The sequence below is a fragment of the Longimicrobium sp. genome (genome assembly GCF_036554565.1).
Classification (GTDB): domain Bacteria; phylum Gemmatimonadota; class Gemmatimonadetes; order Longimicrobiales; family Longimicrobiaceae; genus Longimicrobium.
In genome coordinates, this window is sequence record NZ_DATBNB010000131.1 from 1 (window position 1) to 14,134 (window position 14,134).

Genomic DNA, 14,134 nt, shown 5'->3' on the forward strand with positions numbered 1-14,134 from the left:
CGCCCGCGGCTTCTCGCCGGCCGGCGCCGCCGCCTGCCCCGCCTCGTCGGCCGGGGTAGCGCCGTCGGCGGCAGACAACGAGCCAAGCAGCTCGTTGACGCTCACCGTATCGCCCTCGGCTTTCACGATCTTCTCGATGACGCCGGCCGCCTGCGCCGCCACCTCGACGGTGATCTTGTCAGTCTCCAGCTCCACCAGGATCTCGTCCTTTTCGACGCGATCCCCTTCCTTCTTGGTCCACCGGCCCACCGTCGCCTCTACGACGGACTCGCCCAGAGGCGGCACCCGGATTTCAACGGCCATGCTGTTGCTCCGCAGCAGATGTTAGCTCCATCAGCCTTCCCCCAGCTTACGCTTTCCGATCAGCTCCGCGACCATCCGGCCGGCTCCCACCGACTCCGCCATCGCTTCGGCGGCGTCCAAGGACGGCGCGCCGGAAAGGGCGGCGAAGACCAGGCGGTGCTGCTCGGCCAGGTGCCGGTGCATGTAGCCCTCGGCAGGGCTGGCGCGGTCGGGGCGCCCCTCGTATCGCAGCGGCAGCTCGCCCAGCAGGGATTGCAGGCGAGGCGCCATGTAGTTCCAGGCGCCCATGTTGCGCGGCTCTTCCTGCACCCAGACGACTTCGTGCAGGTTGGGATAGCCGGCGACCACCTCGGTGAGCTCGTGCCCCGGGAAGGGATACAGCTCCTCCACGCGGGCGATGGCCACGCGCTCGATGCCTTCCACCGCAGCGCGCTCCTTGCGCTGGTCTTCCGTACCGCCGACCAGGTCCACGTACACCTTGCCCGAGCACAGCACCAGGCGGGTGATGGACTCCGCGCGGTCCGCGGCGGAGGCGTCGGGAATCACCGGCTGAAAGGTGCCCGTCGCCAGCTGGTCGATGGTGGACGACGCCAGCGCGTGCCGCAGCAGGCTCTTGGGGCTCATCACCACCAGCGGCCGCGGCTCCGAATCCAGCAGCGCCGCCTGCCGGCGCAGCAGGTGGAAGTAGTTGGCGGACGTGGTGCAGTTGGCCACGCGCATGTTGTTCTCGGCACAGAGCTGAAGGAACCGCTCCAGCCGCGCGCTGCTGTGCTCCGGCCCCTGGCCCTCGTAGCCGTGCGGCAGCAGCAGCACCAACCCCGTCCGCTGCTGCCACTTCTGGTACGAGGCGGCCAGGTACTGGTCGATCATCACCTGCGCGCCGTTCACGAAGTCGCCGAACTGCGCTTCCCACAGCACCAGCGCCTGCGGGTGCCCCACGCTGTAGCCGTACTCGAAGCCCACCACGGCCATCTCGGAGAGCGGCGAGTTGTGGATTTCGAACGAGGCCCGCGCCTGCGGCAGCAGGTGGAACACGTTCATCCGCTCGCCCGTGCGCGCGTCGCGCAGCACCGCGTGGCGATGGCTGAAGGTTCCGCGCTCCACGTCCTGCCCCGTCATGCGCACGGGGACGCCCTCGGCCAGCAGCGACGCGAACGCCAGCGCCTCGGCGTGCCCCCAGTCGATCACCGGCTCGCCGCTCGCCGCCTCGGCGCGCTTCTGCAGCACCTTCTCCAGGCGCGAGTTGCCCTGGAAGCCCTCGGGACGGCCGACGAGCCCCGCGTTCAACTCCAGCAGCCGGTCGCGCGGCACCGCGGTCTCACGCGGGCCCTGGCGCCCGTTGGGCGAGGGCGTCTCGTGCCCGTGCGCGCCGGCGTCCCCGCCCAGCCCCTCGAGCGTGCGCGAAAGCTCGTCGAGCACGCGCTTCAGCGAGGCGTCGGCCTCTTCGCGCGTCAGCACGCCCTCTTCCACCAGGCGGGCGGCGAACGTCTCGCGGGCGGTGGGGTGGTCCTTGATCACCCCGTACATCACGGGCTGCGTGAACAGCGGCTCGTCGCCCTCGTTGTGCCCCCAGCGGCGGTAGCCCACCAGGTCGATGACGATGTCCTTGCCCCACCGCGCGCGGTACGCCAGCGCGAAGCGCGCGACGCCCAGGCAGGCCTCTGCGTCGTCGGCGTTCACGTGCACGACGGGAATCTCGAACCCCTTGGCCAGGTCGCTGGCGTAGCGGGTGCTGCGGCCCTGCTGCGGGTCGGTGGTGAAGCCCACCTGGTTGTTGGCGATCAGGTGGATGGTGCCGCCCACCGTGTAGCCGGGCAGCGACTGCATGTTCAGGGTCTCGGGCACCACCCCCTGGCCAGGGAACGCGGCGTCGCCATGGATGAGCACGGCCACCGCCCTGCCGTGGTCGATGGCGGGCACGCCCGGGGCCGAGGTGTCGTCCTGCGCCGCGCGCGCCATCCCCACCACGATGGGGTCAACGAACTCCAGGTGGCTGGGGTTGGGCGAGAGCGACACGCGGACGGTGTGGCCGTCCACCTGGCGCTCGTCCGTCCACCCCATGTGGTACTTCACGTCGCCCGAGGGCTCGTCGCTGTTCTGGTACGCGTCGAGCGCGGGGGCGGCCTGCGCGCTCGCGAAGCCCGACAGCATCATGGCGTACGGCTTGTTCAGCACGTGCGTCAGCACGTTCAGCCGGCCACGGTGCGCCATGCCGATCATCACGTCACCGGCGCCCGCGCGCGCCGCCTCGGACACGATTTCGTCCAGCATGGGAACCATCAGGTCGGTTCCCTCGATGGAAAAACGCTTCTGCCCGAAGAAGGCGCGGTGAAGGAACTTCTCGAAACCTTCCACCTGCGACAGCCGGTCCAGCAGCGCGCGCTTGCGTTCCGCGGGGAGCGGCTGGGTGTAGCGGCGCGACTCGATGGCTTCGCGGATCCAGGTGCGCTCGTCGGGGTTGGGAAGGTGAAGGAACTCCCACCCGATGGTGCCGGCGTAGGTGTCGCGCAGGCGCTGCACTTCGGCCAGGGCGTTGGGCGACTCCGGCAGGTGGCCGAACACCACCGATGCGGGAAGCGCCGCCAGGTCGTCGTCGGTCAGGCCGTGCGTGGACGCGTCCAGGACGGGGTCGGGGCCGGCGCCGGGGCCCAGCGGGTTCAGCCGGGCGCCGGTGTGGCCGCGGGCCCGGATGGAGCGCGCCAGGGTGCGCGCGGCGAACGCCTTGGTAAGATCGGCCTGGGCGGGCGCCTGCGCGGCTGCCCCGGCCTGGGTGGGCGCTTCGATCTCCCGCAGCTGGGCGGGGTCGATGGACGCAAACCAGCCGCGCAGCCCCTCGTCCACGGACTGGGGGTCGCTCTGAAAACGCTCGAACTGTTCGAGCACGTAGGCCGCATTGGGGCCTGTGAACTCGCGAAGATCTGCCATGGTACACCCTCGTGGTGGCGCACGCCGCCGGATGCGCCCGTAAGCCCTTCCGCCGCTCGGGGCGGAGGGCGCAGCGCCGACAACTTAAGCCGCGTCCCGGCAACCCGCTACCTCGTGCGCGGACGCTTGGCTGTACGCACGGCGTGGGCCGCGTACGGGTCATCTCACGCGGAGGCGCGGAGGACGCGGAGAGGGACAACGGAATGCCTCACGCAGAGCCGCAGAGCCGCAGAGGACAACGGAGAGACAACTACGAGCGGGCCCCACACGGCGGGCACGGGAGGAGGAACGGGAGAGAGGAAGAGAGTGGAAAGCGCACTCACGCACTCACGCACTCACGCACTTTCGCACTTTCGCACTTTCGCACTTTCGCACTTTCGCACTTTCGCACTTTCGCACTTTCGCACTTCCCGGTACGTTCTCAGGGCTCCCCTGCATCCCCTTCCCGACGCGGTTCGTCCATGCGCAAAGCCGATCTGATCAACGGAGTAGACCAGGTGGTGCGCGCGTTGTCCGAAAGCGGGCTGGAGCTGCCGCTGGTGGAGGTGGCGCGGCTGGGATACCGGCGCGAGCCCGTTCCGGGCGAGCTGCTGACTCGCCTGCTAGGAGCTTTGCGCGACTACGGGCTGCGCGCCAGCCGCTTCACCCGTCCCGGCCGGCTGGTGGCCGAGGCGCTGGGCGTGACGGCGCTGGAGCAGGCGGACACCTGGTCGCTCCTGATCGCGGCGGAGAACCGGGCGCAGGAGGCGTTTTCGTTCGCGGAGCGGGTGCGTTTCGCCACGCAGCATCTGCCCGCCTTCTCAGGGCTGCTGGGGCAGGGCGGAATTCCCGTGCTCGACGCGCTTCGGCGTGCAGACGAGGCGGGCGGGCAGGCGCTGCTCGTTGTCCAGGTGATCGAGGCGCCGCGGCGGTTCTCTACCCCCGCGCGCCTGGCGACGCTGCTGGACAGCCTGGAGCTGCTGTACGGCGCCTGCGCCACCCTTCACGGCGCGCAGCCGAACGGCCTGAGCGTGGTGGGGTGCGATTCGGGGAGCGACAAGACGTTCGAGCTGATGGGCGCCGCACCGGTGATCGCCGCCGTGCGTGAGCTGATCGTCTCGGTGTGGGACCGCGTGGTGTTCTTCCGCGCACTGCCCGCCGCGCAGCGATATCGGCAGGCCGCCGAGAGCCTGCCGGTGCTGGATCTGGTGCGCGAGCGGCTGGATGCCGGCGAGATGTCGCCCGAGCAAGCCGAGTTGCTGCGCCGCCGCATCGTGGAGGGCACGGGCAAGTTCCTGGTGTCAGGCGCCACCATCCCCGAACTGCAGGAGCGCGCCTACGCCAACCCGCGCACCCTGATGGCCCCCGCCCCCAAGCTCCTCTCCGCCCCGACGGGCTGACCGGGCGTCAGCGGCTTACGAGAATGCGACGGTGCGCGCTTCGTCGGCGGGAACCAGTAGCTCCGTGCCCTCATCGTCGCCGCTCGGGTCTGCCGTGGCAGCCGAAAGTTCAGAGACCGAGCAGCCAAGAGCGTTTGCGAGCTTCACCAGGGAACGCAGCGTGGGGTTCGCTTGACCAGCCTCGATGAGCGCGACTTGCGCCTGGGTCATCCGGCATTCCACTGCGAGCTCCTCCTGGGACCACCCCGCGCGCTCGCGCCGATGAAAGACCTGCTCAGCGATGAAGTGCCTCTCATCGATCTCCTGCAGAAGCGCGTTCTCGCCAAGCGTTTCCCTCGAGGTACGCTTGAAGAAGTTCTTCATAGCTTCCTCCCGGTGAGCTGCTCGTACCGCTTCATCACTTCCGCTCTAACGTGGTCGGGCAATTTCTCGTCCTTCTTCTGATACGCGTAGAAGAGTCGGAAGGAAGCCTCGCCGTCTCGATAGTAGAAGAGACGATACAAGCCGACTCCCTCCACCTTGGACCGCAGTTCCCACACGGGCCCTTTGACCGGCCCGGTAAGAGGCGGGAGCGCCTTCAGCCCGCGAGACGCAAGCTTCTCCAGGTCTCGGACCACCTGCCGTTGAGGCACCGGGGCCAACCGATCGATGAAGCTTTGAACGTCAGGCTCCTTCTTCAGCCTGAATGATCCAGTGCCCATATGATATATCGTATGGCGGCGGAGAGTCAAGAATCCTGCCGGGTCAGACAACGAGAATGGCCCCTCTCCGGCATCGGTGTGTGGAGAGAGGCCATTCATTGTGTGCCGGCCTACCGGCGTTCGGATTGCGTCCAGTTTAGGAGGGCCTGTAGCGACTGTCAAGCGTCTTGCACACTCCGTTCACATCCAGGAGAATAGGACGGGGATGGACCCAACCCTCTGCAGTTCTCCGCGTCCTCCGCGCCTCCGCGTGAGACCCTTTCTTTCGGGTTCAGGCCCTCGCGCCGGGTCGATCCACGAGCGTGGCGCTGGCCTGGTCGGTGGGCTTGATGATGATCTCGTCGATGTTCACGTGCGCCGGGCGCGTCGCCACCCACACCACCGTGTCCGCGATGTCGGCCGCGGTCAGCGGCGTCATCCCGCGGTACACGTTCGCGGCGCGCTCCGCGTCGCCCCCGAAGCGCACCACGCTGAACTCCGTCTCCACCATCCCCGGGTCTACCGTGCTCACGCGGATCCCGGTCCCCAGCAGGTCCATCCGCAGGCCCTTGGTGATCGCCCCGACGGCGTGCTTGGTGGCGCAGTAGACGGCGCCGCCGGGATACACCTCGTGGCCGGCCACCGAGCCCAGGTTGATCACGTGCCCCCGCCTGCGCTGCACCATACCCGGGGTGACGGCGCGCGTAACGTACAGCAGGCCCTTGACGTTGGTGTCCACCATCTCGTCCCAGCCTTCCGGATCGCCCGCGTGCAGCTTGTCGACCCCGCGCCCCAGCCCGGCGTTATTCACCAGCACGTCGATCTCCGCCCACTCCGCCGGCAGACCGCCGATGGCGCCGAAGACGGACTCGCGGTCGCGCACGTCCAACTCCAGCAGGTGGCACTCGGTGCCGTGCTCCTCGCGCAGCTCGGCGGCCAGGCGCTCGATGCGCTCGAAGCGCCGCGCTGTAAGGATCAGCCGCGCGCCGACGGCCGCGAACGCACGTGCGCACGCCTGGCCGATGCCCGCGCTGGCGCCGGTGATCAGGACGGTTCCGGAAAGCTTCATCGGATCAGCATCTCACGATTCAGGTTGTTGATCATCAGCCGTCACTCCTCGCGCAGCGCCTCCAGCGGCGTGTGGCGGAACACCTCGCGGCTGGCCAGCATGCCCACCGTGGCCGAGATCGCCGTCACTCCCAGCGACAGCCAGAGCAGCGGGAGCACGGGCACGGCGAAATCCGTCTCGAACAGCCACCGCGCGAGCGCCCACCCCGCCCCGATCGCCAGCACCGTTCCCGCGGCGCTGGCCAGCAGCCCCAGCGCAAGGTACTCCGCCAGCAGCACGCCCGCGATCTGCCGCCGCGTGGCCCCCAGCGTCCGCAGCAGCACGCTTTCGCGGATGCGCTGAAGCCGCCCCGCCAGCACCGCGCCCAGCAGCACGATGAACCCCGTCGCCACGCTGAAGCCCGCCAAAAAGCGGATTACAGCCGCCACGCGCCCCAGAACCTCGTCGATGGCCGCCTGGATGGACGTAAGGTCCAGCACCGCCACGTTGCTGAACCGCCGCACCACGTCGCGCTGTACGGCCGATCGCGCATCCGTCGACGGCGCGCGCGCCAGCATCACCCAGGTGTGCGGGGCGCCCTGCAGCACCGCCGTGGGAAAGACGGCAAAGAAGTTGGGCTCCAGCCGCCCCCAGTCCACCTCGCGGATGGAGGTGACGCGCGTGGGAATGCGCACGCCCTGCACGTCCCAGGTGATGGTGTCGCCCAGCTCGATCTTCAGGTCCTCGGCCACGGCAATGTCCATCGACACCTCCGCCACGCCGCTGCCGTCCGCACCGCCGGCGCCCGGCTTCCACCAGCGTCCCTCCAGCACCTCTTCGGAGCGGATCAGCTCGTCGCGAAAGGTCGATCGATACTCGCGCCGCACCGCCCAGCGCTCCGGCCGGTCGCCATCCGACGACGTGAGGCGCTCGCCCTGGCGGGGACGCCGCTGCTCCGGCGCGCCCTCCGCGTCGGCATCGGGATCGTCGGGCGCGAGCTGCGACGCGGGGACGCCGTTGATGGCGTGGATGCGCATGGGCACGATGGGCGCGCGCTGCATCACCCGCGTTCCCGACCGCCCCAGCTCGCCCGCGACGCCCTGCTCTTGGTCGGCCTGGATGTCGAAGAGCAGCAGATTGCCCTGGCTCTCGGCGTTGATCGCGAGCGGCGCGAGCAGGTTGCGCTGGACCAGGTACACCGTCGCCAGCAGCCACACACCGAACCCCAGCGCCAGGACGACGACGGCCGTCTGGTTCCCAGGGCGGTACAGGTTCGCCACACCCTGGCGCGCGGGGTAGGGGAGCGCGCGGGTCGGCGCGCGGCGGGCCAGCTTCGTCATCCCCCAGGCGCTCAGCCAGAGCGCGGCCAGGGTGAGCGCGATCCCCGCCGCGAAGCCCAGCCCCGTACGGATGTCCTGCGCCTGGAACATCACCAGCGCGACGATGCTGGCAGCCAGGAGAAGCCATCCCCCGAACGTCCACGGGTCGCGCCTGCGCCGGGTCGGTTCGGCCTCCACGCGGCGGCGGATGGCCTCCAGGGGCGAGATCCTGCGCGTCCCCAGCAGCGGCAGCAGCGCGAACGCCACGGCGATCCACACGCCGATGCCGATCCCCATCGCCACCGCGGGCAGGCTGACGGCGGTCTCCACGTCCACGGGAAGCAGGTCTGCCAGCAGGCGCGGCAGCACCCACTGCACCGACACGCCGATCGCCGTGCCCGCCGCCGCGCCGATCAGCCCCATCGCCCCCGCCTGCAGCAGGTAGATGACGATCACCTGCGGCGCCGTGGCGCCAAGGCAGCGCAGCGTGGCCACAGTGTCGCGCTTCTGCGCCATGTACGCAGACATCGCGCTCGCCACGCCGATGCCGCCCAGCAGCAGCGCGAAGGTGCCGATCAGCGCCAGGAACGAGCCCAGGTTGCCCAGCGCCTCGGCCATGTCGGCCTGCTGCTCGCTGGCCGTGTTTGCGCTCACCCGCTCGGCGCGGAAGATCGGCCGGTAGCCCTCCACGAGCGGGTCGGCCGCGGCGGGGTTCGCAAGACGAACGTACGCCTCGTAATCCACCCGGCTCCCCGTCTGCACCAGCTTCGTTTCCGCCAGATAGCGGGCAGGAATGTAGACGCGCGGGGCGAAGAGCGCGCCCACGCCCACGGCGCCCGGCACCTTTTCCAGCGTGCCGATGATGGTGAAGCTGGATTCGCCCAGCCGCAGTTCGTCGCCCACGCGGGCGTCCAGCGCGGTGAGCATGGCGGGGTCCACCAGCACGTTGCGGCCGGACTGCAGCTGGGGATAGCGGCCCGCCGGCGCGGTGACGATCTCGCCGTAGTAGGGATAGCCCGGCTCCACCGCGCGCACCTGCGCCAGCCGCGCGGCTCCCGTGCGCTCCACGAGCGCCATCGACGCGAACGCGGTCACCCGCGCCACGGGCACCCGCGCGCGGCGCAGCGAATCCAGCAGCGCCTCCGTCTTCGGCCCCAGCGCACGGTTGCTGCTCAGGCTCACGTCCGCGCCGACGAGGGCGCGGGCCTGGTCGCGGACGCCGGCCAGCAGGTTGGCGGCGAACGACTGCGTGGCGACGAGCGCGGCCACGCCCAGCGTGATGGAGGAAAGGAAGAGCAGCAGCCGGCGCCGGGCAAAGCGGCTTTCCCGCCACGCCAGCGCGAACAGAGGACGGACGGCTTTCGGGCGGAGGGCCTTCACGCGCCGCTCCGCTCGTCGCTCACCACGGCGCCGTCGGCCAGGCGCACCACGCGCCCCATCCGCCCCGCCAGCGCGGCGTCGTGCGTCACCAGGACCACGGTGGTGCCGCGCTCGCGGTTCAGCTCCAGGATCAGCTGGATGATGCGTTCGCCCGTGGCGGCATCGAGGTTGCCCGTTGGCTCGTCGGCGAACAGGATGCTTGGACGGTGTATGAAGGCACGGGCCAGGGCCACGCGCTGCTGCTCGCCGCCGGAAAGCTGCGCGGGATAGTGGTGCCCGCGCCCGGCCAAGCCCACGCGCTCCAGCAGCTCGTCGGCGCGCGCGGCGCCGCCGCCCTCGCCCGCCAGGTCCAGGGGAATGGCGACGTTCTCGCGGGCGGTGAGCGTGGCGATCAGCTGGAACGACTGGAAGACGAAGCCGATCTTCTCGCGCCGCAGCCGGGCGCGCGCGTCCTCGGTCAGGGCGCCCAGGTCGGTGCCGTTCAGCAGCACGCGGCCGGCGCTGGGGCGGTCCAGCCCGGCGAGCAACCCCAACAGCGTTGTCTTTCCGCTTCCGGACGGGCCCACGATGGCCACCGTTTCGCCGGGGTTCACGGTGAAGCTTACGTTCTTGAGCGCCGCCAGCGGATGTCCGCCGCTGCGGTACGTTTTCTGGAGATTGTCAGCGATGAGCATTCTGTCTTCCCTGCGCCGTGCCGGGCCGGTAGTGGCCCTGGCGGCCCTGATTGTCGGGTGCGGCGCCCCCGAAAGCAACGGCTCCGCCGAAAGTTCGTCCAACCCCGCCGGCTCCGCCGAGGACGACGTGGCCGCCGACCGGCGTGTGGTGATGTTCCTGGGCACCAGCCTTACCGACGGGTACGGGCTGGAGCGCGAGCAGGCGTATCCCGCGCTGATCCAGCAGAAGATCGACTCCGCCGGGCTGCCGTTCGAGGTGGTGAACGCAGGCTTGAGCGGCGAGCGCAGCGCCGGGGCCCTGCAGCGCGTCCGCGGCTGGCTCCTCAAGCAGCCCTTCGACGTGCTGGTGATCGAGACGGGCGCCAACGACATGCTCAACGGCCTGCCCGTCGCCGAGCTGCGCTCCAACATCCAGGGGATCATCGACACCGTGCGCGCCGCCAAGCCCAACACGCGCATCGTGCTCGTGGGGATGCTCGCCGCGCCCAACCTGGGGCGCACCTACGTGGATCGCTTCAACCGCGTGTACCCCGACCTGGCCGAGGAGAACGACGTCCCGCTCGTCCCCTTCCTGCTCGAAGGCGTGGCGACGGAGCGCGACCTGAACATCGCCGACGCCATACACCCCAACGCGCAAGGGCACCACATTCTCGCCCGCACGGTGTGGAAGGCGCTGGAGCCGGTGCTGCGCGACGCCGGCACGGGGCAGCGCGGAGTCTGAGGCGGATCGCGCGGATGCGGGCCTTGTCAGCGGGGGACGCGCTCGGCAGGTTGGATGGCTGAGCGTTCGCCTGATCGGAGCCACCCTCACCGCCCGAGCCGTAGATGACCGATACCGCATCCGCCCCGTCGCTCAAGCAACTCGCGCTGGGCGACCTGGAACACGAGCTGGAGACCACGCGCCGCGTGCTGGACCGCGTGCCCGAGCAGCACCTGGACTGGAAGCCGCACGCGAAGTCGTTCAGCCTGGGGCAGCTGGCCACGCACCTGACCCAGATGCCGTTCTGGGTTACGACCACGATCACGCAGGACGAACTGGATGTGGCCGGGGCCCCGCGAACCGAGCCGCTCGACACGCACGCGGCGATCATGCGCCGCTTCGACGACAACGTAGCCGACGCACGCGAGGCTCTGCAGAACGCGGATGAGTCGACATTCGGAAATAAGTGGAGCCTGAAGGCTGGCGACCACGTGATCCTGTCGATGCCGCGGCTGGCGGTGCTGCGCAGCTTCTGCCTCAGCCACATGATCCACCACCGCGGGCAGTTGAGCGTGTACCTGCGCCTCCTCGACGTGCCGGTGCCCTCCATCTACGGCCCGACCGCAGACGAGCAGTAAGTAGGACGGTCGGGGCCGATGAAAAGAAGCCGCGTGGCGAGCGAATCGCCGCGCGGCTTCTCGTTGGATTCCGATTTCGATCAGGATGCTTGCCACCCGCGGCAGTGAAACCCATCCATTCCGCGTACGCCCCAATCCCCGATCCCCACGCCGACCATGATCAGCGAATTCCGGAACTTCATTACCCGCGGCAACGTGCTGGACCTCGCCGTAGGGATCGTCATCGGCGCCGCGTTCACGGGCGTGGTGCAGTCGTTCGTGAACGACGTGCTGATGCCGCCCATCGGCCTGCTGCTCGGCGGCGTCGACTTCTCGGAGCTGTACCTGCACCTGGGCCGCGGCACCTTCCCGACCCGCGCCGCGGCGGTGGAAGCAGGCGCGCCGATCATCAGCTACGGCCTGTTCATCAACAACGTGATCGCGTTCCTGATCACCGCCTTCGCCGTCTTCCTGATCATCAAGGCCTACCAGCGCACCCGCCCGCCCGAAGCGCCGCCCGCCGCCGCCGAGAAGCAGTGCCCGTTCTGCTACTCCCGCATCCACCTGGCCGCCATCCGCTGCCCCCACTGCACGTCGGAACTGGCCCCGGCCTGATCGGGCGTCCAGATGCTTCGAGGCCGCTCCGCAGTGAACCTGATGGCGACGAGGCACGTCAACCGGGGTTCACCCGTGCGCGCTCCGGAAGGTTTTGCGATAGGCCGCCGGGGTGGTACGCAGGACGCGCACGAAGTGCTGCCGAAGTGAGAGCGCGGACCCAAAGCCGACCTGGGAGGCAATCCTGGCGACGGAGGAGTCCGTAGATTCGAGCAGCTCTCTCGCCCGGAGCACCCGCTGGTCGAGCACCCACCGGACTGCCGAGACGCCTGTTTCACGTGGGAATTGGCGGGCGAACGTACGCCGGCTCATATGGGAATGTGCCGCCATCGAGGCGAGTGTAAGCGGCTCGGCAAGGTGCTCGAGGATCCACGCGCGCGTGGGGCCGAGTCCCCGCTGGTCGGCGCTGGGAACGGGACGCTCGATGAACTGCGCCTGCCCGCCATCGCGGTGCGGCGCCATGACCAGGCGCCGCGCGACGGTGTTGGCGACCGCGGGCCCATAGTCCCGCCGCACGATGTGCAGGCAAAGATCCATACCCGCCGCCAGCCCACCGGAGGTCAGAATCTGGCCTTCGTCTACGTACAGCACCGCGGGATCGACGCGTGTTTCAGGGTACATCTTCGAGAGGAGCTCTGCATCGAGCCAGTGAGTGGTCGCCCGGCGTCCATCCAGGAGACCCGCGGCCGCAAGCACGAACGCCCCCGTACAGATGGACGCGATCACCGCGCCGTTCTGGTGGGCGCCGCGGAGCGCCTCGACGACGGCAGCAGGGAGCGGCCGGCGCACGTCCATGATTCCCGGCACGATGATCAGCCCTGCCGAGCGCAGCCACTCCAGGCCGTCCCTGACGTCGATGCCGAAGCCCATGGCGGTTTCAAGGGGGCCGGGCTCCTCGGCGCAGACACGAAGCTCATACCGAATGCACCCCAGGTCGGGGTGTCGCGAGCCGAACACCTGGCACGCGATCCCCAGATCGAGGGGGACCAGGCTGGGCAGGGCCAGGACCGCGACGCGTCGAGGAGGCGTCGAAGGGTGCGGCTTGGGGCAGGGGTCGCCAGACAAGGTACGCCGCGGGGAGAGGGTACGACCGGAGAGATGGCACGAATGTAACCAAAGTTGGCTTGTGGGCCAATTGCTCGCCCCCACCGCTGCCGGTACACTTCGATGCATTGCTGCCCGAATGCTGCTCCGGCGGGTAGCTGCCGGGTGTAGAAACCCCGCCCTCTGCCCTCCTTGGCCCCATGCGACTTCGCCGGTTTACCCTCACGCTCCCCCTGGCGGCATCGCTGCTGGCGGCGCCCGTGCTGCAGCGGGTCCTCACCGCCCAGAGTTCCCCTCCTGCGCAGGCGCGCACGCTCACGGACCCGAGGTACGAGCTGACAGTCAGCCTCGATCCGGATCGGCACCATCTCTCGGGCAGCGGCACGTTGCGGCTGCCGGGGAGCCCAGCGGAGCGGCAAGAGATACGTCTCGGGCTTTCGGCCCGATACGGCGCCTTCTCGGTCGAGGTCGTCTCGCCAGCCTCCGCCGCAGGCCCGGCGGACGTCGTCGTCTTCGACTCGACTCCGCCGAACCGGCGGTATCGGGTTATTCCGCGGAGACCGATCCCGGCCAACGTGGAGCCCGAACTGCGCCTCACCTATTCCGGGGGAGAAGGGACCGAATGGGTGTACTATCTTGGGCCGGAGGGCTCCTTCGCCGCGGGATCGATGACGCCGTGGTACCCACAGGTCCTTGCCGGCGAGGGAACGCTGCGCGCGACGGGGACCGTCACGTTCTCCGTGCCGGGACCGTACGAGGTGGTCGCATCGGGCGACCGGCGCAGCGCGCACCGGGCGGGCCGTGACACCACCGTCCGGCACGAGGTGCAGTACCGTTTCGATCGGCCGTCATTCTTCTCGTTCGCGGCTGGGCGATACCTCGTGCGCCGGCGCGAGGGACGGATCCCGATCCTGGCGTACGTGCTCCGCGACCGGCCGAGCCTGGGACAGTATCTGGATCGGACCGCGGAGGTCATCTCCACTCTCGAACTGGAGTTCGGCGCCTACCCGTTCTCCGAGTTCGCGCTGGTGGAGGCACCGGCCGACCAGGCGCGGCGCGCGAGGTTCAACGGCGCTAGCCTGGAGGGCTTCATCCTAGCCTCCTCAACCCTGATCGATGCGCCCTACAATACCGCGTTCTACGCGCACGAGATCACGCACCAGTGGTGGGGAGTCACGCTGACGCCCCGCGGCTATGCGCCGTTACTCTCCGAGATGGTCTCCCAGTACGGGGCGCTTCGCGTCGTTGAGCGGCTGGAGGGCCAGGACCTGGCCGCACGCTTCCGGCGGATCGGGTATCCAGGGTACCCCTCCGACCAAAGCGCGCGGGGGTTTCTCAAGCTTGCGGCAGCCGGTTTGGACTCAGCGCTGGAAGCACATACGCACGACGTCACGGTGGCTCAGCAACTCTCGTGGGGTAAGGGCATGCTGGCGTTGGATCAGCTTGCTCG

At 69.4% G+C, this 14,134-nt stretch carries 13 protein-coding genes; 5 read left to right on the forward strand and 8 right to left on the reverse strand.

Annotated features, from left to right (window positions below; genetic code table 11):
* A partial coding sequence (locus VIB55_RS03460) for a biotin/lipoyl-containing protein (RefSeq protein ID WP_331875273.1) occupies window positions 1–303 on the reverse strand: 303 nt, incomplete at its 3' end.
* 30 nt (window positions 304–333) lie between these two features.
* Window positions 334–3,228 carry a 2-oxoglutarate dehydrogenase E1 component gene (locus tag VIB55_RS03465; RefSeq protein WP_331875274.1) on the reverse strand — a complete coding sequence of 965 codons (2,895 nt, stop codon included), beginning with the start codon at window positions 3,226–3,228 and terminating at the stop codon, window positions 334–336.
* Between the two features lie 461 nt (window positions 3,229–3,689).
* Here VIB55_RS03465 and VIB55_RS03470 point away from each other — a divergent pair, with 461 nt between their 5' ends.
* Entirely contained in the window at window positions 3,690–4,607 is a 918-nt protein-coding gene (locus VIB55_RS03470; RefSeq protein ID WP_331875275.1) for a hypothetical protein, read from the forward strand.
* Between the two features lie 15 nt (window positions 4,608–4,622).
* Here VIB55_RS03470 and VIB55_RS03475 read toward each other — a convergent pair whose 3' ends face one another.
* The 5 genes from VIB55_RS03475 to VIB55_RS03495 all read right to left on the reverse strand — a co-directional run bounded on the left by VIB55_RS03475 (window position 4,623) and on the right by VIB55_RS03495 (window position 9,708).
* Window positions 4,623–4,970, reverse strand: coding sequence for a helix-turn-helix transcriptional regulator (locus tag VIB55_RS03475; protein ID WP_331875276.1), 348 nt, complete (start codon window positions 4,968–4,970; stop codon window positions 4,623–4,625).
* Window positions 4,967–5,308, reverse strand: a complete 342-nt coding sequence (locus VIB55_RS03480) for a type II toxin-antitoxin system RelE/ParE family toxin (protein WP_331875277.1) — start codon at window positions 5,306–5,308, stop codon at window positions 4,967–4,969. The genes VIB55_RS03475 and VIB55_RS03480 overlap by 4 nt, the downstream gene beginning before the upstream one ends.
* Before the next feature lie 271 nt (window positions 5,309–5,579).
* A complete protein-coding gene (locus VIB55_RS03485; RefSeq protein ID WP_331875278.1) occupies window positions 5,580–6,356 on the reverse strand; it encodes an SDR family oxidoreductase in 777 nt (258 codons plus the stop codon).
* Between the two features lie 41 nt (window positions 6,357–6,397).
* On the reverse strand, window positions 6,398–9,034 hold the full coding sequence (locus VIB55_RS03490; RefSeq protein ID WP_331875279.1) for an ABC transporter permease: 2,637 nt from the start codon (window positions 9,032–9,034) through the stop codon (window positions 6,398–6,400).
* On the reverse strand, window positions 9,031–9,708 hold the full coding sequence (locus VIB55_RS03495) for an ABC transporter ATP-binding protein (protein WP_331875280.1): 678 nt from the start codon (window positions 9,706–9,708) through the stop codon (window positions 9,031–9,033). The genes VIB55_RS03490 and VIB55_RS03495 overlap by 4 nt, the downstream gene beginning before the upstream one ends.
* On the opposite strand from VIB55_RS03495, the gene VIB55_RS03500 reads away from it, so the two are divergent.
* The 3 genes from VIB55_RS03500 (at window position 9,701) to mscL (ending at window position 11,640) form a co-directional block, all read left to right on the forward strand.
* Window positions 9,701–10,429, forward strand: coding sequence for an arylesterase (locus VIB55_RS03500; protein ID WP_331875281.1), 729 nt, complete (start codon window positions 9,701–9,703; stop codon window positions 10,427–10,429). The genes VIB55_RS03495 and VIB55_RS03500 overlap by 8 nt on opposite strands.
* A gap of 104 nt (window positions 10,430–10,533) precedes the next feature.
* Entirely contained in the window at window positions 10,534–11,046 is a 513-nt protein-coding gene (locus VIB55_RS03505; protein ID WP_331875282.1) for a DinB family protein, read from the forward strand.
* A gap of 156 nt (window positions 11,047–11,202) precedes the next feature.
* The gene (gene mscL / locus VIB55_RS03510; protein WP_331875283.1) at window positions 11,203–11,640 is read left to right on the forward strand and encodes a large conductance mechanosensitive channel protein MscL; all 438 of its coding nucleotides are present in this window, start codon (window positions 11,203–11,205) and stop codon (window positions 11,638–11,640) included.
* A 69-nt stretch (window positions 11,641–11,709) separates the two neighbouring features.
* On the opposite strand, the gene VIB55_RS03515 is transcribed toward mscL, so the two are convergent.
* Window positions 11,710–12,510, reverse strand: a complete 801-nt coding sequence (locus tag VIB55_RS03515) for a helix-turn-helix domain-containing protein (protein WP_331875284.1) — start codon at window positions 12,508–12,510, stop codon at window positions 11,710–11,712.
* Between the two features lie 374 nt (window positions 12,511–12,884).
* Here VIB55_RS03515 and VIB55_RS03520 point away from each other — a divergent pair.
* Window positions 12,885–14,134, forward strand: a 1,250-nt coding sequence (locus VIB55_RS03520; protein ID WP_331875285.1) for a hypothetical protein, incomplete at its 3' end; no start/stop codon positions are given.